At 68.5% G+C, this 25,592-nt stretch carries 23 protein-coding genes; 12 read left to right on the top strand and 11 right to left on the bottom strand.

Annotation, left to right across the window (positions count from 1 at the left end; genetic code table 11):
* Positions 1–136: 136 nt before the first annotated feature.
* From ACGFH8_RS30940 to ACGFH8_RS30915, 6 genes are all read right to left on the bottom strand, one after another.
* Positions 137–790 carry a hypothetical protein gene (locus ACGFH8_RS30940; protein WP_393374138.1) on the bottom strand — a complete coding sequence of 218 codons (654 nt, stop codon included), beginning with the start codon at positions 788–790 and terminating at the stop codon, positions 137–139.
* Between the two features lie 15 nt (positions 791–805).
* On the bottom strand, positions 806–2,551 hold the full coding sequence (locus ACGFH8_RS30935) for a hypothetical protein (protein ID WP_393374135.1): 1,746 nt from the start codon (positions 2,549–2,551) through the stop codon (positions 806–808).
* A gap of 198 nt (positions 2,552–2,749) precedes the next feature.
* A complete protein-coding gene (locus ACGFH8_RS30930) occupies positions 2,750–3,430 on the bottom strand; it encodes a hypothetical protein (RefSeq protein ID WP_393374132.1) in 681 nt (226 codons plus the stop codon).
* Positions 3,431–4,230: 800 nt separating this feature from the next.
* Positions 4,231–5,385 carry an epoxide hydrolase family protein gene (locus tag ACGFH8_RS30925; protein ID WP_393374130.1) on the bottom strand — a complete coding sequence of 385 codons (1,155 nt, stop codon included), beginning with the start codon at positions 5,383–5,385 and terminating at the stop codon, positions 4,231–4,233.
* A gap of 326 nt (positions 5,386–5,711) precedes the next feature.
* Complete coding sequence (locus ACGFH8_RS30920; protein WP_393374127.1) at positions 5,712–6,449, bottom strand: hypothetical protein; 738 nt, start codon at positions 6,447–6,449, stop codon at positions 5,712–5,714.
* Positions 6,450–6,692: 243 nt separating this feature from the next.
* Positions 6,693–7,265, bottom strand: a complete 573-nt coding sequence (locus tag ACGFH8_RS30915) for a hypothetical protein (RefSeq protein WP_393374124.1) — start codon at positions 7,263–7,265, stop codon at positions 6,693–6,695.
* 354 nt (positions 7,266–7,619) lie between these two features.
* On the opposite strand from ACGFH8_RS30915, the gene ACGFH8_RS30910 reads away from it, so the two are divergent.
* The 4 genes from ACGFH8_RS30910 (at position 7,620) to ACGFH8_RS30895 (ending at position 11,490) form a co-directional block, all read left to right on the top strand.
* Positions 7,620–8,192 (top strand): RNA polymerase sigma factor, encoded by a 573-nt coding sequence (locus ACGFH8_RS30910; protein WP_393374122.1) that lies wholly within the window; start codon positions 7,620–7,622, stop codon positions 8,190–8,192.
* A complete protein-coding gene (locus tag ACGFH8_RS30905) occupies positions 8,189–9,334 on the top strand; it encodes a hypothetical protein (protein ID WP_393374120.1) in 1,146 nt (381 codons plus the stop codon). Before ACGFH8_RS30910 ends, ACGFH8_RS30905 begins: the two co-directional genes overlap by 4 nt.
* Positions 9,335–9,610: 276 nt before the next feature.
* Positions 9,611–10,525, top strand: a complete 915-nt coding sequence (locus ACGFH8_RS30900) for an ALF repeat-containing protein (RefSeq protein WP_393374118.1) — start codon at positions 9,611–9,613, stop codon at positions 10,523–10,525.
* A gap of 413 nt (positions 10,526–10,938) precedes the next feature.
* Complete coding sequence (locus tag ACGFH8_RS30895) at positions 10,939–11,490, top strand: hypothetical protein (RefSeq protein WP_393374115.1); 552 nt, start codon at positions 10,939–10,941, stop codon at positions 11,488–11,490.
* Between the two features lie 189 nt (positions 11,491–11,679).
* On the opposite strand, the gene ACGFH8_RS30890 is transcribed toward ACGFH8_RS30895, so the two are convergent.
* Entirely contained in the window at positions 11,680–13,173 is a 1,494-nt protein-coding gene (locus ACGFH8_RS30890; protein ID WP_393374112.1) for a sulfatase, read from the bottom strand.
* Between the two features lie 134 nt (positions 13,174–13,307).
* On the opposite strand from ACGFH8_RS30890, the gene ACGFH8_RS30885 reads away from it, so the two are divergent.
* Complete coding sequence (locus ACGFH8_RS30885; RefSeq protein WP_393374109.1) at positions 13,308–13,481, top strand: hypothetical protein; 174 nt, start codon at positions 13,308–13,310, stop codon at positions 13,479–13,481.
* A gap of 46 nt (positions 13,482–13,527) precedes the next feature.
* Here the strand turns inward: ACGFH8_RS30885 and ACGFH8_RS30880 are convergent, their stop codons facing one another.
* The 3 genes from ACGFH8_RS30880 to ACGFH8_RS30870 form a co-directional block, all read right to left on the bottom strand.
* Positions 13,528–14,733, bottom strand: coding sequence for a hypothetical protein (locus ACGFH8_RS30880; RefSeq protein WP_393374107.1), 1,206 nt, complete (start codon positions 14,731–14,733; stop codon positions 13,528–13,530).
* Positions 14,730–15,071, bottom strand: coding sequence for a sigma factor-like helix-turn-helix DNA-binding protein (locus ACGFH8_RS30875; protein ID WP_393374105.1), 342 nt, complete (start codon positions 15,069–15,071; stop codon positions 14,730–14,732). The genes ACGFH8_RS30880 and ACGFH8_RS30875 overlap by 4 nt, the downstream gene beginning before the upstream one ends.
* 150 nt (positions 15,072–15,221) lie before the next feature.
* The gene (locus ACGFH8_RS30870; RefSeq protein WP_393374103.1) at positions 15,222–17,987 is read right to left on the bottom strand and encodes an ATP-binding protein; all 2,766 of its coding nucleotides are present in this window, start codon (positions 17,985–17,987) and stop codon (positions 15,222–15,224) included.
* A gap of 683 nt (positions 17,988–18,670) precedes the next feature.
* Here ACGFH8_RS30870 and ACGFH8_RS30865 point away from each other — a divergent pair.
* The 6 genes from ACGFH8_RS30865 (at position 18,671) to ACGFH8_RS30840 (ending at position 23,893) form a co-directional block, all read left to right on the top strand.
* Positions 18,671–19,495, top strand: a complete 825-nt coding sequence (locus ACGFH8_RS30865; RefSeq protein ID WP_393374100.1) for an alpha/beta hydrolase — start codon at positions 18,671–18,673, stop codon at positions 19,493–19,495.
* A complete protein-coding gene (locus ACGFH8_RS30860) occupies positions 19,492–20,058 on the top strand; it encodes a hypothetical protein (RefSeq protein ID WP_393374097.1) in 567 nt (188 codons plus the stop codon). The genes ACGFH8_RS30865 and ACGFH8_RS30860 overlap by 4 nt, the downstream gene beginning before the upstream one ends.
* Positions 20,059–20,215: 157 nt before the next feature.
* Positions 20,216–20,434 carry a linaridin-like RiPP gene (locus tag ACGFH8_RS30855; protein WP_393374095.1) on the top strand — a complete coding sequence of 73 codons (219 nt, stop codon included), beginning with the start codon at positions 20,216–20,218 and terminating at the stop codon, positions 20,432–20,434.
* Positions 20,435–20,565: 131 nt separating this feature from the next.
* Positions 20,566–21,456 carry a hypothetical protein gene (locus ACGFH8_RS30850; protein WP_393374092.1) on the top strand — a complete coding sequence of 297 codons (891 nt, stop codon included), beginning with the start codon at positions 20,566–20,568 and terminating at the stop codon, positions 21,454–21,456.
* Between the two features lie 96 nt (positions 21,457–21,552).
* Positions 21,553–22,308 carry a class I SAM-dependent methyltransferase gene (locus ACGFH8_RS30845; protein WP_393374089.1) on the top strand — a complete coding sequence of 252 codons (756 nt, stop codon included), beginning with the start codon at positions 21,553–21,555 and terminating at the stop codon, positions 22,306–22,308.
* Between the two features lie 73 nt (positions 22,309–22,381).
* Complete coding sequence (locus ACGFH8_RS30840; RefSeq protein WP_393374086.1) at positions 22,382–23,893, top strand: phytoene desaturase family protein; 1,512 nt, start codon at positions 22,382–22,384, stop codon at positions 23,891–23,893.
* A gap of 24 nt (positions 23,894–23,917) precedes the next feature.
* Here ACGFH8_RS30840 and ACGFH8_RS30835 read toward each other — a convergent pair whose 3' ends face one another.
* Positions 23,918–24,265 carry a hypothetical protein gene (locus ACGFH8_RS30835; RefSeq protein WP_393374084.1) on the bottom strand — a complete coding sequence of 116 codons (348 nt, stop codon included), beginning with the start codon at positions 24,263–24,265 and terminating at the stop codon, positions 23,918–23,920.
* Positions 24,266–24,555: 290 nt separating this feature from the next.
* On the opposite strand from ACGFH8_RS30835, the gene ACGFH8_RS30830 reads away from it, so the two are divergent.
* Entirely contained in the window at positions 24,556–25,587 is a 1,032-nt protein-coding gene (locus ACGFH8_RS30830; protein WP_393374081.1) for a sulfotransferase family protein, read from the top strand.
* Positions 25,588–25,592 lie beyond the last annotated feature (5 nt).

The following is a 25,592-nucleotide window of genomic DNA, read 5'->3' as shown; positions in this document are numbered from 1 at the left end:
GCCGCAGGTCCGTCATCTGAGACACCGATCCCACGGGCAATGTCCTGAGCAGGCCCTTCAGGCTGGCGACCCTTTTCGGCGGATCCGAAGGCGTCAGCGTTTGGCGTCCCCGCAGAGGCGGTAGGGCGGCATCCGCTCATGTCGATGAGAGTGCCGCCGCCGTCATTACCGCGTTGCGCGCGAGGGCCTCGCGGGCACCGTCCGGGCCGAGGGCAATCACCGCGCGAACGCGTTCGAGGATCTCATCCTCCCAGGCGACCGGGTGCGGGCGAGAACGGTTCAGTTCACCGGCCTTCTCAGCCAGCGCTGCCGCGGCCAGCGCCGCGTCCCAGTCACCGCGGATCACATGCAGGTAGGCGAGTTCCTCAGACGCAACCATGTCGGGGTCGGTCAGGCCACGCTCCGCGTCCTGGGCTTCCCACTCTCGCCGGTACGCCAGGAAGCCCTCCACATCCCCGTAACGGTCCAGAAACGGAACGCCCTCCCTCAGAATGACCTCCCGGATGCCCGCCATCACCGGTTCGTAGCCGGCCAGGGTGTCCGGCTCAGGGAACACCCCGTCTAGCCGCCGTGCGCACGTGTAGCTGTCGGCGACCGGCACCGCTAGCAACCAGACGACTACCTCCACCTGGAAGTTGGGCCGTCGGTGCAGTGGTGGTAGCGGCTGCACAGTCTGTGCGGTCCAGCCGACAGTCCCTCGCACCAACCGGCCCTCTGCGGCACGCCAGCCGTCACCCAGAGCGGGTAGCAGGTACGTGTCGACGGCCTTCTCCCACCTGCCGACATCCACGTGCTCATCCCCTTCTCAGCATCGAACCGTGATCGCCGTAACGTTTCTATACCTTGCCGGGAGCTGGTTCTGCAGGTCCCCATACCACTTGGTCTCGAGCCCTTTGGCGCCGGTCTTCAGGTCGAGGAAGAGTTCCGGTCGCAGTTCGTTGACGCCGAGCACGACATCCGGCGCCTTGGCATCCTTCTCCCAGCCCTCCCGCCCGGTGACCGGGTTCTTCCACCTGCTGGCGAGACGACCGCCTCGGTAGCCGACCTCCGCGAACAGGTTGGCCGAGGCCGGTTCCGCACCGACGAGTTCCGCGAGTCGTTTATGCACCCGGTCGCCCCAGTGCTGCGGTGACTCCCCGGGCCACCGCTGCACGTCTTTGCAGGCCTGCTTCGCGAGTTGTTCGACACGGGTCTTCGCCTGCTGCTGACGGGTATTCAGGGTGGGCGGATTCGCGCCGGTTGGCAGGTACTCGTGAGGCTTGTCCGCCGGCTTGACGCCCAACGCGCCGTTGCGTTTGAGCTCGTCAGCGAGGTCCGCGGCCATCTTCTTGGTGTCCGCCGTGGTGACCGCCCGGGCGATCGCCGTGTACGAGGCGTACACCTGGTAGGTCTTGGGTCTTCGGGACGGCGGAATGTAGTAGGACGCGCGGCACTTGATGGTGGCGGTGTCCTTCGGCTTCATGGACAGGATTTGTGGTTGCGGGCAGGTATGCACCGGCTTGCCGCTCAACGTCATGGTGATGCTCACCTCGACGGTAACTTGCTTACCGACCGTCACGTACTTCGATGCCGACGTCACCCTGCTACGGAGCTTCAGGTTCGCGGTGCAGCCGCTGGTGTTGCAGGGGCTGAGGGTCACGTTGCCGGTGAGCGACACCTGGACGATGCTGTCAAGGGACCGCGCCAGGACGCCCATCTGGCGTTCCACCTCGTTGAACAGCATTTGCCGCTGGTCGTCGGTGAGGACCTGCAACTTAGCGCGCAACTCGACGTCGCTGACTCGGTGCGCGATCGTCTGGAAGCCGTTTCCCCCGTCGGCCACCAGGGTGGTGCTCACGCCCAGCAGCTGTTTCGGTTCGGTCGTGCTGATCAGGTACGTGACACCGTTGAGGATCACCGCTCGTGCCTCAACGCCGTCCACCGAGGTGAGCACGCCGAGTTCTAGCGACTCCTCCTGTTGCGGGTAGCCGTTTCCCTCGATGCTCGGCACCATGCCGGTGGCGAGCAGAGCGGGCGCCAGGACGTCACCGAAGTCGAATCCGAAGAGGTCGCCGGCTACCCGCACCCACCGGTTGGCGAAGGCGTTTTCGCGCCCGTCGGTGAGCCCGGCCTCGCGCCAGAACGCGGCACCAACCTGGAGGAATGTTCGATCGCTCAGGTCCAGGATTTCGGCGGTCTGGCCTCCGATGGCCAGCTTGCCTCGCACCGTGCCTTCATTGGTGACCTGGACGTCCATGCTGATGCTGTCGCCGTCTGGTCCGGTGAACGATCCCCGGTAGCGAACCGCCGGCGTGGTGAGCAGCCGCTCAGCCGCCTGCCTCAGCTGCTGATCGGCGGTGTTCGCTGCCGCCTGCGCCTCGGTGGCTCGCTCCTCCTTGTCACCGGGCTTGCCGGTGAGACGGGGCACCATGATGAGCGCGCTGGTCACGCAGATCAGCAGAAAGGCCAGGGCCACGCCACCGAACAGCAGCCCGAGCCGTCGCGGCCGTGTCTGTGCCTGCGGCGAAGGCGGTGGGGGCGGAGGAAACTGCGGCGGCGTTGGGAAGCTCATGGCCTCGGCCCCCGATCCATCGACGGTGAATAGGCCTTTGCCAAGGTATATGGTTCCGCAAGCCCCCCACGTGCCACTGCGCTGGCGCCTGGCAAGCAGGATCGAGTTCACTCTTCTGCCGCGATCCGCGTGATCTGGCCGACCGACCGGATACCGAGCGAGCAGCGTGCTGCCGAGGCGGTCCAGGTGTGCTTGATGTCAGGCCGCCCCGATCGGATATCCAATCGCGGCGACGTCCTGGTGCAGCCCGGCAACGGTTGCTTCCGGCTTCAAAGCTTGCACAACGACGTCAGTAAGCGGACGGTGCGCGACGACGTGTTCGACCACGGTCGGGTCGACCTCGATCTCGTAGTAGTCCTCGGCGAAGGTGACGTACCGATCGACGATGTCGTCGAGCAGGACCTCGAGCAGGTCAGAGCCGTCCGGGGCGTTGTCGTCGTACGGTCCGCGGAGTGGGGGGAACGTGATGGCTTCGCCGGCGCGCCAGCGGTCGTCGCCGGAGAGTCGCCACAGTACAGCGGTGGCGACGAACTGGCCCTCCTCGTCGCCGAATGCTGGTTCCTCGATCTGCGGGCGGAACACCGCCGGGATGCCGTCGAGCAGTCCCGGCCACAGCTCATGGTCCGGATCGAGATAGGGCGTCATCGCCGACTCATGGTCGAACACGCGGATGAATGCGCCGTCTGCGGTGAACACGACAGTCCACTCGTCGCCGCTGCCGTTGTTCATCAGCGCCGCCTCGTCGTCGCCCCAAGAGCGGGTGTAGGCGTAGTAGGGTTCGCCGCCGTCGACGATGCACTCCAGCACGGCGAGTGCCTTGCAGCGGTCCCGTAGCACGTCGATGGTGGGCAGTTTGGCGGCGATGTCGTACACGGTCACCCGGTGAACCTACGCCCAGACAGCACTGGCGCCGTCACGTGCCTTGAGGGCGTCCACGAGCCTCCACCGACAATGACCGCTCATGCCGCTGACAATGCGCGGCGATCATGAGCGTACTTCCCGATCAACCGATGCGGCTAAGGGAGGCCAGCGCTGGTGCCAGCCAAAGCACTGGCCGGCAGTTTACGAGCGGTCAGCGGTCAGCGGTCAGCGGTCAGCGGTCAGCGGTCGGCGAGCCGGTGCGAGCCGGGTTGGGGGAGCAGGTTGGGAGCAGCGGGGTGCCCTGAACGGCTTTGAACTGCGTCCAACGGCATCGAACGGCGCTCAACTGCACCCACCCCTGCCTGCGGCTCCACGTTATTGCAGGTCAGAGCCGGTGCGGCGTCCTGTTTCACACCGAAGAGGTCGCTGGTTCGATACCAGCATCGCCCACTCTCAGTTGTGCAGGTCAGTAGCCCGTTGCCGGAATAGTCGGTAACGGGCTTCGCTGTATGTGCCGCTTACATCGGGAGCAGATGGGGAGCGGCGCGGCTGGTTCTCCGTCTGGGCCGCCATGGAGGTCATGTACCCAGGTGACGGTGCTGTGTCGGGACGTGGCAGCCCACCTCGTTGCGTTCCGTGCCGCGAAGTGATCCAGGGCCTGACGGTCAGTCGCCGCCCATGCGGGAAGCTGCGCTAACCACGCCGTCCTGCATGGCCTCGGTCAGGATTGGACGGTGGTGCACGTCGTGGCCCGCGATCTCCTTGCAGGCGGCGGTGTAGGGCTCGCTAATCTGCAGGGCGGCGTGCCAGCGTTGCCATCAGTTGATGTCAGAGCGCTGCGCGAACGGGTCACGCTGTGCGCGCAGCGGGCGGAAGAACGCTCGCAGCTCCTCGGCGAGCAGCCGCGGCTCCTCGATAGCCGGGAAATGTCCGCCGCGCGGCAGCTCGGTCCAGCGCTCGACCTGGTAGAAACGCTCGGCCAGCTCACGCGGCGGCTTAGGCAGCGGTACGAACTCGTTGGGGAAGAGCGCGAACCCGGCCGGCACCGGGATTCGCTCGGTCACCGGCGTGGGTTGCCGGCGGTGCTCGTAGTACATCCGGATCGATGGCGTAATGGTGCCTGTGGCCCAGTAGAGCGTGAGCGTCGCGAGGAGGTGTGCACGGCCGATCCGTGCGTCGACGTCGCCGTGACTGTCCGACCAGTCGCGGTACTTCTCGACGATCCAGCCGGCCAGCCCGGCAGGGGAGTCGGTCAACCCGTACCCCAAGGTTTGGGGTTTCGTCGCGTGTTGATGTGCGTAAGCGCCCTCGGCGGCTTGCCACTCGTCCATCCAGGCGAGGTACCGCTGCTCCGCGTCGCTCCACGGCTGCTGCGGCCGCGGCATCGCCGTGGCGCTCAGGAGGATGCCGGTGACGCTCCTCGGATGCAGCTTGGCGAGCTGCGTGGTGACGCCCGCGCCGAGGTCGCTGCCGTGGGCGGCGAACGTGCGGTAGCCGAGGCCCTCGGTCATCAGCCGATGCCAGCGGTCCGCGACGACGGCGTTGACCACGCCCGGGGACACTGGCCAGTCGGAGAACCCGAACCCCGGCAGCGACGGCACCACCACGTCGAAGGCGTCGGCCGGGTCGTCGGGCTCGGTGAGCAGTGGGATGAGGTCGCGGTATTCCAGGAAACTGCCGGGCCAGCCGTGGGTGAGCACGATAGGTAGCGGGTCCGGCCCCCGGCCGCGGGCGTGGACGAAATGCGTACCCTCGAACCGGTAGTGCGGCAGCTCGTTGAGCGTCTTCTCGAAGGCCGGCCAATCGAAATCCTGCCACTGGCTCAGCAGCTCGCGCAGGTAACCCGGCTCGGTGCCGGACTCCCATCCTGGCTCCAGCGGTGCCTGCGGCCAGCGCGTGCGGCCGATGCGCTCACGCAGGTCAACAAGCACTTCGGGCTCGACGGAGATGCGATACGGCTCGATCGTCGACACCTGCGAACGATAGCCGATGCACTGCAGGCCGCCCGGTGGCATCGCCGCGAGCTGCCCCAACATCGCTCGTGTGCCCCCCCGTTCACGGGGCACCGATCGTCACAGTGACAGACCTGCTATACATCGATGTCCGGTCGCGTAGTCCCGATGAATTGGCGGGCGAGGTGTGCGCCACCTTGGCGCTTCCTCCCGGCGCCTGGCACGCCATCATCCCCACGCTGGTCATACCGCCGAAGATCGCCGGGTCGTCCTGGCGACCCGCGCGGTTCTAGCAGCAGGCCGGCACCTGGCGCCGCGAGGTGCGCACGCACGGCCGTGCGTGGCCATCAGGTGGGCAGCTTCCGTATCTTCTCCAGGCCAGCACGCAGATCGCGGCGCGCCGCTGGCTTCACCGCGAGCTGGAACCGCAGCCAACCATCGGAATCGAGTACGTCCACATCGCTGGCAGCGTCCTGGGTGAATTGCAGGGCCAGCTCGTTGTCGGACAGCGCCCACCCCCGAAGGCCAGCCTCCGCCACAGCGTGAGCGGGCTCGAAGCACACGACGTTGGGCTCATCGTCATCAGGATCTTGCTGGATGACGATCCCGCGTCCGGTGCCATCAGGGTGCTCGGCAACCCAAACCGAGAAGATGCCCTCGACCAGGCCGGAATCAGCCATCCGGAGCGTGTCCGGCGGGCCGTCCGCGCACCACCGGCAGTCGGTCGGCTCCGGCTGCGGCGGTACGGGTACCGCCCAGATCGCGTCGTCAAGCACGAACTGAGCCTGCCAGTCGCCCTCGCTGTCCATCCACGTCTGAAGGATTCGTCGGCGTGGCCCTCGGTGTACCTGGTAAACCAGCCCGTCGACATTCACATCACCGCAGTATGTTGCAGCGCCATGCCCCGAGTCGGTGTCCAGCGGTGTGACCGTGTAGCCGTCACGGCCCGCGAGGAACGCCCAGTGCTCGACCGCTTCGCGGCGGCCCCGCTCGCCCGCCGCCGGCGCGCCGGACCGTGCGCCGAACAGCAGGGTAGACGGGTCTCGCAGACGACTCAGCTCCGTCAGCTGCTCATACGTCGGCACACCCCGAATCGTAAACGGCGATCCCCGACCCCTTCGAGGCCGCACCCACCACGGTTGCAGGTCAATGGAACAAGTAGCCGATGACAGGATGCCGGAGCCGGCGTAGCACCGCGTTCACCCATCGACTGAGCGACCTGTGGGGCGATGCCTTACGGCAGCTTCGCCAGTCTGGGCACCCTCATCGCCCGGTCACGCTGCCCGTGGCCAGAGGCCGGCCCTCCCGAGAGGGCCGGCCTCTGCGCGTCACGCAGCCGCTCGGCTGATCGCGGCGCTGCCCAGCCCGTTCAACGTGGTCAGGTCGGCCACCCCCAGGTACGAGTCCGACATCATGACCACCACCACGTAGTGGCCAACCGCGGCGGCGACGTAGCCGACGTAGTGGTCGCCCTCGTCGTAGGTGCCGAGGAACAGCACCGTGTCCGGTCCGAGGTGGTCCTCGGCGACCGGGTCGAAGCCCTCCTCGTCGCCGCCCGCCCCGCACCGGGCGAGCTGCGCCTTCAGCTCGGTGATGTACGCGTGTGCCCCGTCGCCGCGATACCGGGCGACGTTCTCGTAGATCCGAAATCGGGTACCGAGATCGGCCGCCGCAGTGCGGCTCACGACCGGCTGCGGTACTGGCGTGTCCGCGCACGGCTGGGGTAGCAGCGACCACACCAGCCCGTCCTCCACCGGCCCCGGCACGGCCCCGCCGAGATCGTCCGGCTGCAACATGACCCGGTCAGGGATCCCCCGTGGCCGCTGCTGCGCCGCCGCCGGCCCGCTCGCCGACACCAGACCCAGGATCACGGCCGTCACCACAATCAGTGTCCTTCGCATGCGAACCATCCTCTCCATCACCGACTATCGATGGATGAGCAGGCATGCCCAGCTTTCCCTGAGTGCACGTACTCTCGACCGGAGTGCGAACTCGGTGCCGGGCCGTAGAAGTTCATCGGTCTGACGGTGCACCCGGGGGCGCCCACGCCTGCGGTGTCGCTCCTTGCCTCCGCGTCGGCCCTCGGCCCTGGCCTGGGCGCCACGCTTGGGCCCAACGCTTACCGCGCCGCAGCCGCTCATGCCGACCAGAGGTCGCTGTTGGGCGACCGCTTGCCGCCGGATCCTCGGTGCCTGAACACTTTCCCGCCTGATCGGCAATGACAGGTTGAAGCGCGGACTTAGCCGAGGAGGGCCATGGCTTCGGATGCGGATTTGATAGGCCGGTCGCTGGATGGCGATGTCGACGCCTTCGTGGAGGTGGTCGAGCGTCATGAGGCCGCCGTCGGTGCGTACCTCGTTCGTCGGGCGGGGCGGGATGCGGCTGAGGACCTCCTGGGCGAGGTTTGGGTTGCGGCGTTCGAGTCGCGGCGGTTGTACGACCGGTCGTACAACGATGCGCGGCCGTGGCTGTACGGGGTGGCATTGAATCGCTTGCGGCGCCACTGGCGGTCCCGGCCGGCCGAGGACCTGGTCGCGGACGTGCCGGACGTGGCTACTGGATGGGATCCGTGGTCGGCGGTGGACCTCGGCGTGGACGCCCGGGCGGTGCTCCGGTCGGCCCTGACGCGGCTCAAACCCGAAGAGCGGGAGGTCCTGAGGCTCGTCGCCTGGGAGGACCTGACCGCAGCCGACGCCGCGCGGGCACTCGGCATACCGGCCGGCACCGCGCGGCGGCTGCTGAGCCAGGCCAGGACGGCATTGCGCGACGCGCCGGGGGTGTCCGCGCTTCTGAAGGACCGCAACAGCACGAAGGAGAGACACCGATGACCGACGAGCTCGATCTGGTCGGTGCGTTGGGCAGCGCAGAACCACTGCGCCCGGAGGCGTATCAGCGGGCGCGGGCGGTGCTGCGGGCGGCTATGGCCGACGCCGGAACCGTGCGGCTGCTGGGCGCGACGTCAGCGGAGGACACGACTATGGAGGCGACTTCAACCATGGAGACGACGACAACCACGCGGGACCACGAATCCAGCCCGGCGATTCAGCGCCGCCGCCGGATGGGTATCGCGGGCCGATTGGGCATCGGCGCCGGGGTGGGGGTTGCCGCCGCGGCCGCAGTCGTCGCTGTGCTGCTCAATCCGCCAGCGACCGGGGGCACGCAGGCCGGCAGGGATTCGTCGGCCGCCGCCTCGGGCTCGACCACTGTCGAGGAGTCCGCCGAGCGCGCGCCGCTGATGACCCTGGCCGGATCCATCAAGACGGTCACCCCGCCGGCGGGCGACGCGTGGCTGGTGAAGGCGACGCAGGTCCACGGCACCAAGACCATGCAGGTCGTCTACACGCTGTACACCGACGGTCACGCGATCTACACGGGCAACAGCGTGCAGGACATCAAGCGTGCGATCGCCCGTCACCAGGACCAGATGACGGACGGCGGCTACGCTCCGCTCCTCGAGGCAGCCGTCGCCGCGGCGGACAGCAGCCCCGCCGACGGCCGGACCCAGATGCTCAAGGCAGCCAAGGAGCCGCTGGTGGGCCTCGATCCTGCAGCGCAGAAGGCGGTGTGGGACAAGCAGCAGGCGGCCGCCCAGGTGATCATCAAGCAGAAGGGCGGCAACGCCCCGCCGAAGCCGTACAGCCCTCAGGCCGTTCAGCAGCACTTCGACAACGCCCTGTGGACGTACAGCACCCAAGCGCTCTCCGCCGGCGACGGCAACACGCAGGTCCGGGCCGGTGTGCTGCGTCTGCTGTCCACCATCTCCGCGGTCAGCGTCGTGAACTCGACCACCCACGGCAAGGCCACGCTGACGATCACCGCCGGCCCCGAGATGTTCGGCGGCGGGGGCAGCGAGGTGCTGACCATCGACGCCAAGACCGGCATGCTGGTCAAGGACGTCTCCATCGTGCCGGGCACCCCCCAGGCCTCCACGACGTACGAATCCTCCCGCGTGACGAAGGCCGACCTGTAGCCCAGGAACTCCCACCCACCAGCATTCCGGCAGACAACGGTGCGGGCCGCCCAGCGGCGGCCCGCACTGTTGTTTTGCTGTTCGCACGGGCGTGCCTGACTGCGATGATCGACGCGTGACGCACCTCTCGGCCCTGGCGCCCGATGACCAGTGCGACTCATGCGTGGGCACCACTACTGCCGGCTTGCCCTTCGTGCACAGCGAAGTGGCGGGGACTGCTGCTCCCGGGCTGCGTTCCGCCAACCGACGGGCCCATGCGGCTCTCGGAAACCTTGTATGTTTCGCACTGAAGATCGTTCACGTGAGCGAGGGGAAAGAGTAGTCCACATGCGACTGAAGATTGCGGCTGGCGTCCTCCTGGCACTGGCCTTCCTGGCCCCGGCGACATCGGCGGTGGCTCAAACCAGATCCACCGTGCTCACCGAAACATCCTGCCAAGCGACCGTGTACACGGACATTCGCGAGCTTGTCACGGTCGACCTCGATACCGCCTCGGACACCGAGGTGCGGGTGCTTGCCAACCAGATCATGGCCGCGGCGGTCAGGGACTCGTTGACCACGTTGCCCGGCAGGATCCAGGCGGGGCTGGACGGCACCGCGGATGATCTCCGTGCGTTCCTCAAGACGGGCCTGCGGATCTCCTGGACCACGGATCTGCGGATCGCGGCGAACCGGACGATGCCAAACGCTGGGGACAACGTGCGGGCGGCCGCGCAGGTGGCGCTCGACAACGGGACCATCGATGCCCTCCTGACCTACCTCAACCACGGCCTGTACATCGCACGTGCGCTCGACGCGGGGTCCCTGAAGCTGTTCGCGGATATTCGCGAGCTTGTCACGGTCGACCTCGATACCGCCTCGGACACCGAGGTGCGGGTGCTTGCCAACCAGATCATGGCCGCGGCGGTCAGGGACTCGTTGACCACGTTGCCCGGCAGGATCCAGGCGGGGCTGGACGGCACCGCGGATGATCTCCGTGCGTTCCTCAAGACGGGCCTGCGGATCTCCTGGACCACGGATCTGCGGATCGCGGCGAACCGGACGATGCCAAACGCTGGGGACAACGTGCGGGCGGCCGCGCAGGTGGCGCTCGACAACGGGACCATCGATGCCCTCCTGACCTACCTCAACCACGGCCTCTACGTCGCGCGTGCGCTCGACTGCGTGTATCAGCCAGCGGCGTCGGCCTGACGTCTCGGAGGCCGTCGGGCGTCTTCGTCGGCTGTGGACGGCGGGCTCGGGTGGGCCGCACCAGGCGGGGGCGGCCCACCCTCTCGGCGGGCCCGACAGGTGGGCTGTCGGCTGACCCGCTCCAGGCTGGCGTCGTCGACCAGGACGGTCTGGTCGCACCCGGCGAGGCCGACGCCGGCTGGGGTCCACGGCGACGCATCTGAGCCGCAACCCGTCGACGCTTCCGCCGCCCACGAGTGAGCTTGTCGAGGATGGGCGACGCCACCATTCGTGCGATCCGCGCGTTTGCAGCTCGGTGGTTGATCCGGTTCGGGAGCCCGCTCACGGTGAGCGGGCTCCTCCCCGGAGCCGGAGGGTGCTGATGTTTGCCGGGTGAGGGTATCGAGCTGTCGACCGTTCGTAGGAGAGCAACCATGCCGACCCGGCACAGCCGCCATGGCCTGACGTTAAGTCCGAACTACCGGATGGTCGTCCTCCGCGACGTCTACTGCGACGCCGCCGTGGGCTCAGCGACCGCTATCAGCGAGGCCATCAAGAATGTGGCGGCGAGCACCGGATACGAGATCTACATCGTCGCGACCCAAGACCTCATAAAAGTACGAGCCGACGTGGAGATTTGGGACGAGGCCCCCGATGACGACCTGAGCGCGTCCGGGTGGACGGGGCCCCTGACGTTCGACCTGGACTGTCCTACCGGCAATCTGCAGGTTGGCGACATATTCGGCACGGTCATTTCTGGCATTGAACCGCCAAGGGGGCTCGGCCGGTATACGGTCGCGCTTTTTCATCGCGGGCGTGAGCAGGCAGACGGGGCATTCCACGAGATTCTGCAGGTGATGGGCACTGACGGCGACGATGAGCGCATCGACGACCTGCAACGGCAGCACTCCGGCATCGAGCAGTACCTGATGCGGATCTGGTGGCAGACCGACCTGCCACCGGACGAAGACGATGAAGACCTGTGACGACGCGTGAATCGCTCGTCTGGGTGACCAACTGGGTGACGACCGGTCGAGTGAATCGCCAACCCGAAGCGGTACGGCTCGTCGTGCTCGTGTGGCGGCCACCTGCGCCCAGCCGGGCGAGGACGGCGATCGGCCCTGGCCTGCGACAGCGCGAGGCCGCAGGTCAGGGCCGTTGCCGATGATGCGCCGTCAGGCCGGCACGTGACCTGCCGTCCAGCACGCCGAGTGGCTGTGGCAGGCGACGTACGCCGCGAGTGCGTCGTGTAGTGCGGCCCGGCGGGTTGTCGAGAGCCCGGCGGCGATGTTGTTGAGTTGGTGGGGGTCGACGGTCCGGTCGTAGTACTCCCGTTCGCCGTTCGAGTACTCGACGTAGGTGTAGGTCGCCGTCCGCAGGGCCTCGTAGGTGACCGGGCTGCCCTTGCGCCGGTCCTGGGCGTCGGGGTCGTCGGCCGCCTGGTTGGGGCCGTGGTGCTCGATCAACGCCCCGGTACGCCAGTTCGGTGCCACGTCGCCCTGGGCCAGGGGAAGCAGGTTACGCCCGTCGACCTGCGTGCCGACGTCTGCCGCCCCGATGCGCTGGAAGGTTGGTGCCAGGTCGATGTTCTGCACGATCTCGGCACGTTGCGATCCGGGGACGACGCCCGGTCCGGCGACGACGAGGGGGACCCGTACGTCGGTGTCGAAGGCGGTTTGCTTGCCTCCGGTCAGCCGGTACTCGCCCATGTGGAAGCCGTTGTCGGAGCTGAACACCACGTAGGTGTTGTCGGCGATGCCGCTCGTGGTGAGTTGGGTACGCAGGTTGCCGATCAGTCGGTCGACGGCCTGCACGGACTGGGCACGCTTGCGGAAGTTCGTGTCCAGGGTGCTCTTTTCCTGGGTGGTCAACGGCGCGTTGCCGGCCAGCCAGGACGGCGGGTTGGTGGGCAGCCGGTCGTACGCGGGGGTGCGCGGGGCGGTGAGGCCGGGGAAGTCGTCGAGGTCTTGGTTGGCCGGTGTGAACGGGCTGTGCGGGGCGAAGGTCGAGACCTCCAGCAGGAAGGGTGTGTTGGCGGCCGCCGAGCGCTGGATGAAGTCCTTGCCCTTGCGGGACAGCACGTTTGTCAGATAGTCGGCCGGCTGGCTTCCGTAGTGGACGACCGTGTGGTTCTCGTTGAGGTCGTAGTTGTACTCGGAGTATCCGTTGCCCGCCACGTACCACTCCGACCAACCGGGTGGGACGTACGGCAGCGCGCCTCCCTGGGTGTCCGCCGGCAGGTAGCCGTTGAGGTACTTGCCGAGGAAGCCGGTTCGGTAGCCCTTGGCCTGCAAGGCGGTCGCGAAGGTGCGGTTCTCGTTGCCCCGGCCCTTGAAGACCGCGAACCCGCCATCGTCTCCACCGTTTGTGAAGACGCCGGTGTCGTGCGGGAACTGCCCGGTGAGGATCGACGAGCGGGACGGGCAGCACAGCGAGTCGGTCACCGTGTAGTTGGTGAAGGTCGCCCCTTCACTCTGTAGTCGCTGCACCTGCGGCAGGTATTGCACCAGGTTCCAGGCGAGGTCGTCGACGAGAACGAAAATGATGTTGGGCGCGGTGGCGGTGGGCGCCGGAGCGGGCTCCGCGCCGCGTGCCGGTGTCCAGGCCGCGAGCAGGGTCAGCGCGGCCACGAGGGTGGCGGCGAGGAGGCGTCGGTGTGTGATAGCCATGCTGCCAAGCCTGGTCAAAATTTGTCAGCGTCTATTCAACAAGTGGTGATGATCCGATCAACACGCCGTTGGCTCCACCGCCCGGCTCTCGGGCCCGACGAGCGGCAGTCCGGAAGACGACGGATACTCACCTGATGACTGGACCGGATCTCGACCCCGAACAGTATCCACCCATCGACCCGCGTGAACCGGTGCCCGACGACGCGGGCGACCTTCTGCCCGGCGCGCCGGACGATCTGCCCGAAGCCCCGGCCGAACCGATGCCGGACGACGGTGGCAACGCCGGCGGCGTGCGCGAGCCGGCATAGATCCGGTCTGGCCGACCTCGTCGACGATGGCGAGGTCCAGCACGGCTTAGAAGGTGATCTTCGCGGCGCTGCTCGGCAGGCCGGCGGAGGAGCCGACGAAGAGGTGTTCGGCGTCCTCGGCCGGTAGGTGCATCGAGTGGGTCACCCGACCGGTCAGGTCGACCACGAGCAGGCGGTCGTACTCGTCATCACCCGGTCCGAGGACCGGGGCGGGCTGGTCCGATGCCGGTATCCCGCCCGCGTCGTGGAAGACGCGGATCAGCAGGTGCTGGTCGTCCGTCCAGCCGATCAGGCCGCCGGCAAGGGGCACCCTGAAGCTGTGCTGGACCGCCCCGGTGACCGGATCGACCACCGTGACGGGAGTCTGCCGCACCCCGTCGGAGTACGGCGCCAGCGCCAGTTGCCCGCCGTCCGGAGAGAAGCTGACGTCGTCCAGCGGGCCGCCGCTGGCGGGAACGGTGCGCACCACTCTGCCAGCCAGGTCGTAGATGCGGATCCCGGCCACCGTGGGCTCGTCGACAGACGTGGAGAGCGTCAGCGCGAGCCCGTTGCTGTCCGGCGTCCAGATCAGGCCGGTGGCCTGGTCGTTCTGCGCGGCCAGGTCGGGCAGTGGGACGAACGTTGTCGTGAGCGTCTCCGGATCCACAAGCACGAAGCCGGGCGTACCCGTGCGCGGCAGGTGGGTGAAGAGGATGCGCTGCCCGTCCGGCGACCAGCGCCCGTCGTTCGAATAGCCGGGGAAGCGGGCGTCGCTGGTGCTGCCGGAGTCGGCGATCCACCGTACGTTCCCGCTGGCCCGGTCCAGTACGCCCGCCCGGGTGGGATAGCGTGGACTGTTGTCACCCGTCGCGACCAGCACCTGGCTGCCGTCAGGGGACGGCATGGCATAGCGGTACGGCAGCCGGTCGTACTGGCCGGTCTTCGCGTTCAGCAGGAGCGAGTACTGAAAGTGCGGGCTCGGATCATCGATCTTCGGATCGCGGATGCCGCTGTACGCGGTCACCACGAGTGGCCTCAGCCCGCTACCGGCGACCTGGTCGCCGGCCGTACCGCTGAGCGGGGCGATGACGGCGACCACGCCGATCAGCGCGGCGCAGATCGCCGCCGCGAATCCACCGCCGACGGCCAGCCGGGTGACCCGTTGCCGGCGGGCGCTGACCAGTGCGGCCTGGGCCAGCCCGACCGGCGCGGGCGCGGTCTCGGCCAGTTCCTCGAATGCGGTCCGGAGCGCGCTGGTGAGGTGCGGGTTCATCGGTCTGCCGCCTCCTTCGTGGTGAGGATGTCGAGCCTGGGACAGAGTTCGCGCAGCCGGGTGAGAGCCCGTGCGGCCTGGCTGCGTACCGTGGATTGGGTGCAGCCCAGAATCTCCGCGATCTCGCCGTCCGGTCGGTCTTCGAAGTAGCGCAGCACGAGCGCCTCGGGGTTTCCGGTGCGGATCCGCCCCCAGTGTCGGGCGCCCTTGGTCAGTACGGTCTGGAGCAGATCCTCGGCCTGCTGACGGTGCCCGGTCAGGGCGAGCGCGGTCCGGAACAGTGCGTGCGAGCGGGCCGCGACGAAATCGCTGAACTCCCGATCGAGGTCAGCGTCCATGGATGTGCCTATTCCTCATACCGATAACAACGCCGGGCCCGCGGTGGCTGCTGCTTTGCCGGCCACGACACTTCCAACCGGCGTTGCGCGAGGCGTACCTGCTGTTCGGTCGGCAGCACGAGCTGCCTGCCGAGTTCGACGACGCTCCGATCACCGACCCCGGCCCGCGTCCCCGCTCACCCCCAACGCGATCCCGGCCCACTTCGCCGCGGCACTCGATTGCGATCGATACCCGGGGGAGGCCGGCGTGTGCGCCGACTGACCTCGACGGCGCTCGACGCCGTGCGGTGGGATGTACGTGAGGACCTCGGCGAGCTTGGCGGTGTTGCCGAGCCGGGTAAAGATCGCAGCGGCTTCCTCGAACGCCCGTCCTGCGGCCGACGGCTCAGTCTGCGCGTACGCCTTGCCCAGACTCGTGAGCGCCGCGGCCTGCATGGAGTGCCATCCGCGGGTCCGCCAGATCGCTACCGATTCCTCGAGGTGGTTGACCGCCCGTCCGGGGCAACCGTCGGCCATCTCGATCTCGCCCAGCAGCTGCAGCGCCTCCGCCAGGTGGTGGCCCATGTGGTATTTGCGGCTGAGCAGCGCCGATGTCTCGGCGGTGCCGCGCGCGGCTGCCGGATCACCCCGCTGCAGGTCCAGCCGAGCCAGTGCGAGCAACGTCAGGACCTCGGTGTACGTGTCGCCGAAGTGACGCGAGATGCTCAGCGCCTCCTGCAGCATGCTGTGGCTGCGCTCGAAGTTGGCGAGCTCGCGATGGGTGATGCCGGAGAACTGGAGGACGGTCGCGACCCAGCGCGGATTGTCCAGGACCCGCGCCTCGCCCAGGGCGTCGGCCAGGCCAGCGGCCGCGTCGTCGAACCGCCCCTGCTCGTAGTGGGCGACCGACATCGCCAACCGGGCCCGGATCCGGCCCCCCGGGTGCCCCGACCGGTTGGCCAACTGGAGGGCACGGGTGGCATAGGTGATCGCGGCGGGGCGGTCGCCCGTCGCGGTGAGCGCCCAGGAGCACATCACGGCGGCGTCGCTCATGCCCTGCTCGTGGCCCAGGAGGGTGAACATGTCCAACAGCCGGAACGCCTCGTCGTGCAGCCGGGACATCGCGTCGCCGTCGCCGTCGCCGTCGCCGGTGATCCAGGTGGTCACGTCGATCAGGCCGCGGAGCATGACCGCCTCACCGAGCAGGTTGCCCGCCGCGCGGCACGCGGACATGACCTCGGTGTTGGTGTCGACCCAGTCGCTGTACATGCCGCGCACGTCGAAGTACTTCTCCATGCACCCGGCCAGGTCGAACGCCACGTCGTCGAGGCCGAGCAGACACGCCTGCCGGATCAGGGACAGCAGTGCCGCCCTCTCGGCATCGAACCACAGGCCCGGGCCGATGCTCGGCGTGTACCGGTCGACCCAGCCCGTGGCCGGACGCGCCGTGGGTCCGCTGATCGCCGCGTAGCACGGCCCCGGGATGTGTCCAGCCATCCGCTCGGTGAGGGCCAGCCAGGCACCGAACCCGCTGGTGAGCGCAGCCGTGATCGACTCACCTGTCTCCTCGACAGCGGCGCGTTCACGAGCGAAGATCCGTACCAGGTCGTGGAAGCGGTAGCGCTGCTGTCCGGCCCCATCGGTGCCGGCGGCGGTCAGCAACTGCGCATCCACCAACGCCTCGGCGTGCTCGACGCCCAGGTCCAACCCGGAGTCCAGAATGGCCGCGGCGAACCAGGCCGCAAAGTCCGGCAGGTCGAAGAGGCCGAGCAGTCGGAACAGCCGCCGTGCCGTGGGGTCGAGCCCCTGGTAGCTCAACGCGAGCGAGGCGCGAACCGCCAGGTCACCGGCCGCCAACTGGTCCAGACGGCGGCGCTCGTTGCCGAGCATCGTCGCCAGGTGTCCGAGGTGCCATCTGGGCCGGGCGGCGAGACGCGCCCCGGCGACGCGAACTGCCAGTGGTAGCCCACCGCACAACGCGATGATTCTCTCCGCTGCGGCCTGCTGAGCGGTCAACCGCTTGTCGGTGATGATGCGGGCCAGGAGCCGGATCGCCGTCGTCGGTAAAAACACGTCGAGGTCGACGCGGTGGGCGCCCTCGATGCTTGTCAGCCGTGCCCGGCTGGTCACCAGGACAGCGCAGGTCGCCGTGCCCGGCAGCAGGGGCCGGACCTGGCTCTCCGTTGCCGCGTTGTCCAGGACCAGCAGCACGGAACGGCCGGCGAGGCGGGTGCGGTACAGCTCGGCACGTTCGGTCTCGTCGGCCGGAATCCCCTGGTTCGGCACACCCAGCGCGCGCAGAAACCGGGCCAGGATGTCACCGGGTTGCAAGGGCGACGTGTCGGCGCCGCGCAGGTTCACGTACAGCTGACCGTCGGTATACGTCTCGGACAGCCGGTGGGCAACGTGGACGGCGAGGGCTGTCTTACCGACGCCGCCCATGCCGCTGATCGTCGCGATGACCGGCGCGTGGTGGTGTTGGCCGGCACGCGTCGCGCCCGACAGGTGCTCGAGCAGCGACGGCACCTGCTCCTCGCGGCCGGTGAAGTCGGCGATGTCGGGGGGCAGCATGGCCGGCACGGGTCCGTCGTCAGGTGTGGGCTGCGGCGCGTCGTGCATGACGGGTGCCGCGTGATCCGACCGGGTCGGAGCGGCGGCGAGCGCGTTGCGCGTCGCGACCCACCTGGCGACGTCCGAGCCGTCGAGCCCGCAGGCTCGGACGAACGTCGCGACGATGTCGCTCCTGGGCAGGGTGGCGCGGGCAAGCATCGAGGCGGTCGTGCTCGCCGGGAGCACCTCACCGGCGGTCTCCGCCCGCTGGGCCAGCTGCCGGAATGACAGGTCTGCCCAGGCTCGCAACTGTCGGAGAGCGGCAGTGAACTCGCCCGGCTCGGTGACCCCATTCGGATTCGGCGGACCTCCACCATACTGAGTCATACGTCCCCCGTGTCGACGTCGCTCTGTGTTTGATCATCGTGGTTCTCGATGGCTCGTGGAACCAACGGCGTTCGAGTCTGTCCGGGACATACTGGCTCTACGCGGTATAGCGGGGGTCTATCGACACCCTCGGATGCTGGTCACCGTCTGGGTCCTGGCCGGCCCGCGACGGCTCGTACACCCCCGCCGCTGGGTCGCAGATTGGACCCCTGGCGCGCCCTCCGGCCGCGTACGGCGCACTCTCCCAGGGCCCCATGAACGCCAATCCTGGTGGGGCCACCTCACCAGGGAACGGCACACTTCCGCCACGTCCTGCTGTCCGAGACACGATCGGACACGGCTTTGATCAGCGGGGACAGCTCGCGTCTGTCCGGGACGGTCGGTTGCCGTTGCTCCGGCCCGTTGGCGGGAAGCAGTATCGGTATCACCCCCGTTCAACAACCACCGCCAGGGGACGGCGAGCACGTGATGTGCCCGCGTAACGGACCCGGTCGGATGCTGGACAACCACCGGGGCCACGGGGTGAGACGCGCGCAGAGCAGGGCGTTTGCCGGGAGGAAAGGGGTGTGCCGACGGTGCGGACATTGTCGTTTGAACGGAAATTCGCCATCGGTGTGGCGGCGCTGTGCGCCAGCAGTTGGGCGATCGGTGCGCGGACGCGGTTTGTCGGTAGGCGTCGGCGGATGGCGATGTCTTCCACGATGCGTCGTGCCGATGGCAGTCTCGTCGAGGTCGATCACAAGCGTCCGACGGACGCCGCATTTGGTGTGGTCTTCTTCAACGGGCTCGGCTCTCCACCCGAAGAGTGGGCCTGGGTGCGTGAGTACCTGCCCGAGCACGCCGCCTGCGTCGGATACAACAGACCTGGCCACGGACTCAGCAGCCCGCTACCCGGGGCCACCCTGGAGGAGCAGTTCCAGATCGTCGACGAGCTGCGTGGGCACTACCTCGAAGGGCTGCCGGTGGTGCTGGTGGGGCACTCCCTCGGCGGCTACCTGGCCGCCGCGTACGCCGAGTCGCGCGGCGGTGCGGGGTTGTCGCACGTGGTGATGGTCGATCCCACGATCATCACCGACCTGAAGGCCTTCGCCGGCACGCTTCCCGACTCGTGGGCGCGGCAGCACCTGCTGCTGGAATCCCTGTGGGCCGCCACCGGCCTCAACGTCCTACGGCCGATAGGAGCGTTCAGCGAGCATTACGCCGACGAGGTCAAAAGCAGGCTCATCGAGTACCACGCCTTGCCTCGCACGTGGACCACGTCGTACCGCGAGTACATGGCCGCACGCTCCTACCCACCCGTGCAGAGGCTGGCGGTCCCGTTGCAGGTGGCGACGGCGACGAAGGGCACGAATATCGCGAAGCACCGGGCGTCGCAGGAACGGATGCTGAAGCTGTCGGACCGCTCCTGGCACCACGTGTACGAGGACGCCACCCACATCGGGATCGTTGCCGAGCAGACACACGCCAAGCAACTCGCCGAACTGATCGTCCCTGGGAGTTGGGAGTGAACAGACAACGTGTCCTGTATGCCGCGCTATCGACCGGACTCGCGGCGTGGCTGGTCAACACCGCCGCCGGTCAGCTTCCCGACCAACGGTTCGACCACCTGCTCGAGCGGGGACCCCTGCGACTCCTCCGGGCACCCAACTGGAGGTTCTTCGGGCCCAATCCCGGTGTGTCGGACATGCACCTGCTCTACCGTGACCTCACCAGCGGCACGGCGACTGAGTGGAAAGAGATCGAGCTAGTCCCGGACCGGCCCTGGTACGGCCTCTTCTGGAACGCGACAAACCGCGTTCCCAAGGTCATCTTCGACGCGCTCCAGGTCACCGTCAAGGCGGCCAATGAGTCGTCCGCCGACCTGCCGCACATCGTCGCCAACTCCGGCTACCAGCTTTTGAAGCGTTACCTGCTGATCCAGGTCCCGCACGAGCCGGGCGCCGACCACACCCAGTTCATGATGCTGCAGGGTCACCCCGAGGATGAGGGGAAGTACACGGTGAAGCCGATGTTCGCTTCCGAACACATTCCCCTGACCTCCGCGCTTCCGGCAGCCGCCACCGCACAGTAGGCCACATCGGCTGAGAGCCCCGTCCTCAGGCCGCCATACGCGCTGTGAGGGCGGTACCCCCAGCCGAAGTGGGCGTCCTGCCCCACTGGGGAGCGGTCACTGGTCTTTCGGAAGGACCACCAAGGGATCCAACAAGGATCAGGAAGAAGGGATCCACATGTCTCTCGTCGCCCACTACGCCAACGAAATCCTGCCCGACGTCTCGCCGGGGATGCTCACGCAGATCGAAATCGTCTCTCCGTTCGACGGCACCGCCGAACCCGTCTTGTTCACCCCCCTCACCATTACCTGCCCGGAGGTCACTGCGCTCGCCGGTGCTGCGTTGGCGGCGCTCGCGGCGAACGTCAACAACTACGTCGCACGGAACGCCTACTGAGATCCGAAAGGAGACTGAGTACCGCTGACTGAGAACGAGGAGATCGCCGGCGGTGGTGGTGCGGAATGCGCCCCCACCACCGCCGGCGATGCCCAGGTCTGGCAGTCAAATCCAGCAGAAGGAGTTTTTTTGTGTTCCGTCGTCTGACCCGGGTGGCCTCGTTCCTCAACGCGCTGGACCCGGCCACCACCGCGCGCCGCATCGCCTCCGCGGGGACGTTCATCGCGGCGTTGGAGACGCTCAGCCAGCACAAGCGTTTCGCGAAGGGCGATCTGCTGGGGAGCCAGATCGATGCCTTCGAGCCGACGATGGCACAGGATCACCCCGGGCTGCACCGCGTGTTGGCGTCCAGAGCGCTCCCCTACACGATCTTCGGGGCGCAGGCCGCACTGTCGGCGGCCACCTTCATCTGGCCCAAGAACCGGCCGCTGCGGATCGCGGGCGGCGCGACGCTGGCCCTTCTCCAGAGCGTGCAGGGCCAACTCATGCCGTTCGGCCGAGACGGCGCCGACCAGTTGCAGTTGGTCATCAACGCCACGATGGCCACCACCGGCCTGATCCGCGACCAGGAGCGGGCCGACGACCTCGCCATGCGGACGCTGGCACTGGAGACATCGCTGTCCTACGTCGCGTCCGGATTGGTGAAGGTCGTGTCCCCGGTCTGGCTGAAGGGGGACGCCGTCGCCGGAGTGATCCGGACGAAGAACTACGGGCACCCGCACGCGCACAAGCTTCTGACCCGCTACCCGGTGATGTCCAAGGTTCTGTCCTGGGGCACGATCGCCATCGAGTTCGGATTCCCCCTCATCTACGTGCTTCCCAAGCCCGCCGCCCGCGCCTACCTCGGCACCATGACGGCGTTCCACCTCGGCATCGGCGCGTTCATGGGGCTCAACCGGTTCGTTCTCGCGTTCGGCGCCACTCATCCGGCGATCCACTACGTGCTGTCGCAGCGTCGGCGTGAGCTTGCCCTCGTGCCCCAGCCCGCCACACCCCGGCCGGACGCTGCCCTTGCCGCCTGAGCGGTGCACCACGCCCCAGCGATCTGCGCATCGCCCGAGACGGCAAGCCCTCACCGCGAGGGCGCTTCGACAACCGAGCACTGGGACGGAGAACCCATGACGATCGCGGACATCGGCTACGGCAGACAGTTCGGAGGCTGGTACGACCGCATCTTCCGGGACGGTGGCGCCACGGGGGTCACCGTCGACGCCCTGGTCGAATGTCACCCGGAGCCCGCCTGGGGGACCCTGGAGCTGGGCGTGGGGACGGGCCGCGTCGCGTTACCGCTGTCGCGCCGTGTCGGCCCCGTCACCGGGGTGGACTCCTCTCCGGAGATGCTGACAACCCTCGAGAAGAAGTCCGACGAGGGTGAGGTGATCGCCGAGCTCGGCGATATCCGGACCTACCGTGGCGACCGGCAGTACGGCCTCGTCTACTGCATCTGCGCCACGCTGGCGCTGATCCTCGACCCCGAGGAACAGCGAAACGTCATCGCCCGTGCGGCGGAACACCTGCGGCCCGGTGGCAGGCTGCTGGTCGAGACACACAACCGTCCCGGCGTCGAGGCGTTGCATCAGGGCTTGGCACGCAGCACAGCTTTCCTGCCGTTGTCCGAGCCGGACACCGGCATCCAGATGAACGCCCTGCTCCTGGGGGAGAACCGGATCTGGCAGGTGTCCACCATCCTGTTCGAGTCGGATGGCACGCACCGCATCGGTACGGAGATCACGCGCCTGCTGACGCCCAGCGAGGTGGATGTCTACGCCCAGGACGCCGGGTTGCGGCCGGAGGGCCACTACAGCGACTGGCACCGCAACGAGTACCTTCCCACCGCCGGTGTGTTCGTTTCGTCGTACACGAAGCCGGCATGATCGGTCGCGCTACTGTTCGCGGGCGCGGCGCCGGCCTCGCCGAACAGCGGGTCCTTACTGACACCGCACCGGCATGACGCGCGCCGACGTCGCCGTCGTCGGCAGCGGACCGAACGGGTTGGCCGCCGCCGTCACCATGGCGCGTGCCGGGCTGACCGTGCACGTTCACGAACAGGCCGCCACGGTCGGCGGTGGCCTGCGCGGTGCGGCGCTGTTCGACTCCGCGATCTGGCACGACACGTGCGCGGCCGTGCACCCCATGGCTGCCGCGTCGGCGTTCTTCCGGGAGTTCGACCTCGCGGCCCGCGGCGTTGCGCTGCTGCGGGCGCCGATCGCCTACGCGCACCCCTTGGACAGGGGCGCCGCCGCGTTCGCCTACCACGACCTCACCAGGACCTGCGATCGGCTCGGCCCGGACGGGGGCCGCTGGCGGCGGCTGATGGCTCCGCTGGTGCGGCACAGCACGGGCGTAACCGATTTCCTGCTGTCCGGCCAGCGGTCCCTGCCGCACGACCTGGCCGCACCGCTGCTGCTCGGCCCGCGTCTGCTCGGGCATCTCCTGGGGAGTGACGGGTTGCGCACCGAGGCTGCCCGGGCACTGCTCACCGGGGTTGCGGCGCACGCGGTGGGCCGGCTGCCCAGCCTGCCCGCGGGGGCCATCGCGCTGCTGCTCGGGCACCTGGCGCACGCCACCGGCTGGCCGCTGCCCCGGGGCGGCAGTGTCCGCATCGCCGAAGCCCTCGTCGACGATCTGCGGGCGCACGGTGGCATCGTGCACACCGGCCGTCGGATCACCGACCTCGCGGAGCTCGACGCGCAGGTGATCATGCTGGACACCACACCGCACGGCCTGCTGGCGCTGGCCGGCGACCGGCTGCCGCCGCGCTACCGCCGGGCGTTGGAGCGCTTCCGCTACGGCCCCGGGGCGGCGAAGGTCGACTTCCTGGTCAGCGGACCCATCCCGTGGGCCAACCCGGAGGTGGGCCAGGCGGGGACAGTGCACGTGGGTGGCGCTCGCGCCGGCATGGTCGCGGCGGAGAACGCGACGGCCCGGGGCGAGGCGGCCAAGGAGCCGTTCGTGCTCGTCGTCGATCCGGCCGTGACCGACCCCGGCCGCGCGGTGGGTGGCCGTCGCCCGGTGTGGGCCTACGCACACGTGCCGAACGGCGATACCCGGGATCCGGTGCCGCTGGTCACTCGCCGCATCGAGCGGTACGCGCCCGGCTTCGCCGACACGGTCATCGCGGCGCGGGGTGTGTCGGCGGCCGAGTACGAGACGTACAACCCGAACTATCGCGGCGGCGACATCGGCGCGGGGGCTGTCACGCTCACCCAGGCCGTGTTCCGGCCGGTACCCGCCTGGAACCCGTACCGCACGCCCCTCGCCGGTGTGTACCTGTGCTCGGCGTCGACGCCTCCTGGCCCCAGCGTGCACGGTCTCTGCGGACACCTGGCCGCCCGGGCCGCCCTGCGCAGGGAGTTCCACCTGGCCGCGGCCCCGCCTCTGGGGCCCACGGACGAGACGAGCAGCCCGAGCACGATCATGGGCCGTGATCCCGGGGACAGCGGTTCGCCGAGTCGTTAGCCGAGGGGACGCGCGGGCTCCCCCTCAGCTGTGGTTGTCGAACCGCAGGGGCACCCACGGCAGCGCCGCCCGCCATCCGGCCAGCTCGAAGGCCCAAGCCGTGAGCACGGAGTGGACGAGCCGCTTGTCCTCGGTGAACGCCTGGAAGTGACTGTCTTCGCCACCCTCGCGGTACTCGACCTGGTATCCGTTTGCCTCGGTGCGGGCAACCTGCGCGAACGTCTGACCGGTGGCATCGGTGAGACGTTCCACGACGAGGAACATCTCCTCGCCGCGCTCCATGTCCGACAGCAACTCGAACAGCAGATCCTCTGAGGGGTCGTGCCAGATCTGGCCGGACTCCATCGTGACGCGAAGCAGCGCAGCAGTCATACCGTAATGATCCAGGAGCCCGGGTTGCCGGTGTGTCCGCTCCGTACCCGATGAAGGGGTGGGCCGGGACCAACGGCTTGCTTCCGCATGCCGGCGGCCGTCGCTCGAGGCAGCGTCGCCGATACCGATTAATACCTATATGGGCGGTAGAGTATGTAGAAGGGGCATAGGGGTCGATGTGTCCGATTGGGGGTCCACGTGACGCCCGTTGCTTCCTAGCGTCGAGGAACGAGCCGCCGAGGCCGTCGACGGAACCGCGGCGGCGCCTTGCGACGAGCATGGAGGCGTTGATGGTTGTCACGTTCATCGTCGGAAGCGGCCGCTGCGGATCGACACTCATGTCCCGGCTGCTGCGCAGACATCCCGCGGTGCTCAGCGTCAGCGAGTTCTTCGCCGCGCTGACTGTGCGGCGCGACGCGATCCCGCTGGCACCCTTGGACGGGGCCGCGTTCTGGGAGATGCTCTCGGCCAACGACCCGTACCTCGACGCGATGGTGCGCGACGGGTTACGCGCGCCGGAGCTGACCTACCCGTACGAGAGCGGGCGCTTCGGCCCCGCCGCCGGCGTACCGATGATCTCGCACATGACGCTGCCGATGCTCAGTGACGACCCCGACCGGCTCTTCGACGAGCTGGCCGCGGAGGTGCCGGCCTGGCCGCTGCGCCCGGCCGGCGAGCAGTACTCCGCGTTCTTCGAGCTGATGGCCCGCCGCCTCGGCCGGCCCGTGGTCGTCGAGCGCTCGGGCGCCTCACTGAGCCTGGTACCCGACCTGCTGGCGCACTTTCCCGGCGCGCGGTTCGTCCACATCCACCGCAACGGCCCCGACTGCGCCGAGTCGATGAGCCGGCACATCGGCTTCCGGCTGACCGCGCTCGCCCGGCACGCCGCCCGGCTGGCCGGGGTCGCGTCGCCCGCCCAGCTCAATCCGGAGACGATGAAGCGCGTGCCGGCGGAGCTCGTCGATCTGCTGGTGCCGCCCTTCGATCCCAGCGCGTTCCGCGACTACCGGATCCCGGTCGAGGTCTTCGGTGAGATGTGGTCCGAGATGATCACCGAGGGGTGTACGGCTCTCGCCGCGGTGCCCGCCGAGCGTCAGGCCGAGCTGAGCTTCGAGGCGCTGCTCGCCGACCCGGACGAGGAGCTCACCCGGGTGGCCGCTTTCCTGGGCGTCGACGCCGACCCGGCCTGGCTGGCGGACGCCCGCGGCGAGATCGACCCCAGCCGGATCCACGGCGCGGCCGGGCTCGACCCGGCGGCCGGTGAGGCTCTGCGCGCCGCCTGCGAACCCGGCGAGCGGTCGCTGCGCACGCTCGTGGGCTGAGCGGC

It is taken from the genome of Micromonospora sp. NPDC049175, assembly GCF_043197345.1.
In the GTDB taxonomy this organism is placed as follows: Bacteria; Actinomycetota; Actinomycetes; order Mycobacteriales; family Micromonosporaceae; genus Micromonospora.
Note: the sequence above shows the minus strand (reverse complement) of the source record. Positions and strands in the feature narration are given on the sequence as shown.

Coding starts and splice junctions, on each gene's coding strand:
- ACGFH8_RS30935 (WP_393374135.1), bottom strand. CDS start 2,551: ATGAGCTTCCCAACGCCGCCGCAGTTTCCTCCGCCCCCACCGCCTTCG.
- ACGFH8_RS30915 (WP_393374124.1), bottom strand. CDS start 7,265: ATGCGAAGGACACTGATTGTGGTGACGGCCGTGATCCTGGGTCTGGTG.
- ACGFH8_RS30910 (WP_393374122.1), top strand. CDS start 7,620: ATGGCTTCGGATGCGGATTTGATAGGCCGGTCGCTGGATGGCGATGTC.
- ACGFH8_RS30905 (WP_393374120.1), top strand. CDS start 8,189: ATGACCGACGAGCTCGATCTGGTCGGTGCGTTGGGCAGCGCAGAACCA.
- ACGFH8_RS30900 (WP_393374118.1), top strand. CDS start 9,611: ATGTTTCGCACTGAAGATCGTTCACGTGAGCGAGGGGAAAGAGTAGTC.
- ACGFH8_RS30895 (WP_393374115.1), top strand. CDS start 10,939: ATGCCGACCCGGCACAGCCGCCATGGCCTGACGTTAAGTCCGAACTAC.
- ACGFH8_RS30890 (WP_393374112.1), bottom strand. CDS start 13,173: ATGGCTATCACACACCGACGCCTCCTCGCCGCCACCCTCGTGGCCGCG.
- ACGFH8_RS30885 (WP_393374109.1), top strand. CDS start 13,308: ATGACTGGACCGGATCTCGACCCCGAACAGTATCCACCCATCGACCCG.
- ACGFH8_RS30880 (WP_393374107.1), bottom strand. CDS start 14,733: ATGAACCCGCACCTCACCAGCGCGCTCCGGACCGCATTCGAGGAACTG.
- ACGFH8_RS30875 (WP_393374105.1), bottom strand. CDS start 15,071: ATGGACGCTGACCTCGATCGGGAGTTCAGCGATTTCGTCGCGGCCCGC.
- ACGFH8_RS30870 (WP_393374103.1), bottom strand. CDS start 17,987: ATGACTCAGTATGGTGGAGGTCCGCCGAATCCGAATGGGGTCACCGAG.
- ACGFH8_RS30865 (WP_393374100.1), top strand. CDS start 18,671: ATGGCGATGTCTTCCACGATGCGTCGTGCCGATGGCAGTCTCGTCGAG.
- ACGFH8_RS30855 (WP_393374095.1), top strand. CDS start 20,216: ATGTCTCTCGTCGCCCACTACGCCAACGAAATCCTGCCCGACGTCTCG.
- ACGFH8_RS30845 (WP_393374089.1), top strand. CDS start 21,553: ATGACGATCGCGGACATCGGCTACGGCAGACAGTTCGGAGGCTGGTAC.
- ACGFH8_RS30840 (WP_393374086.1), top strand. CDS start 22,382: ATGACGCGCGCCGACGTCGCCGTCGTCGGCAGCGGACCGAACGGGTTG.
- ACGFH8_RS30835 (WP_393374084.1), bottom strand. CDS start 24,265: ATGACTGCTGCGCTGCTTCGCGTCACGATGGAGTCCGGCCAGATCTGG.
- ACGFH8_RS30830 (WP_393374081.1), top strand. CDS start 24,556: ATGGTTGTCACGTTCATCGTCGGAAGCGGCCGCTGCGGATCGACACTC.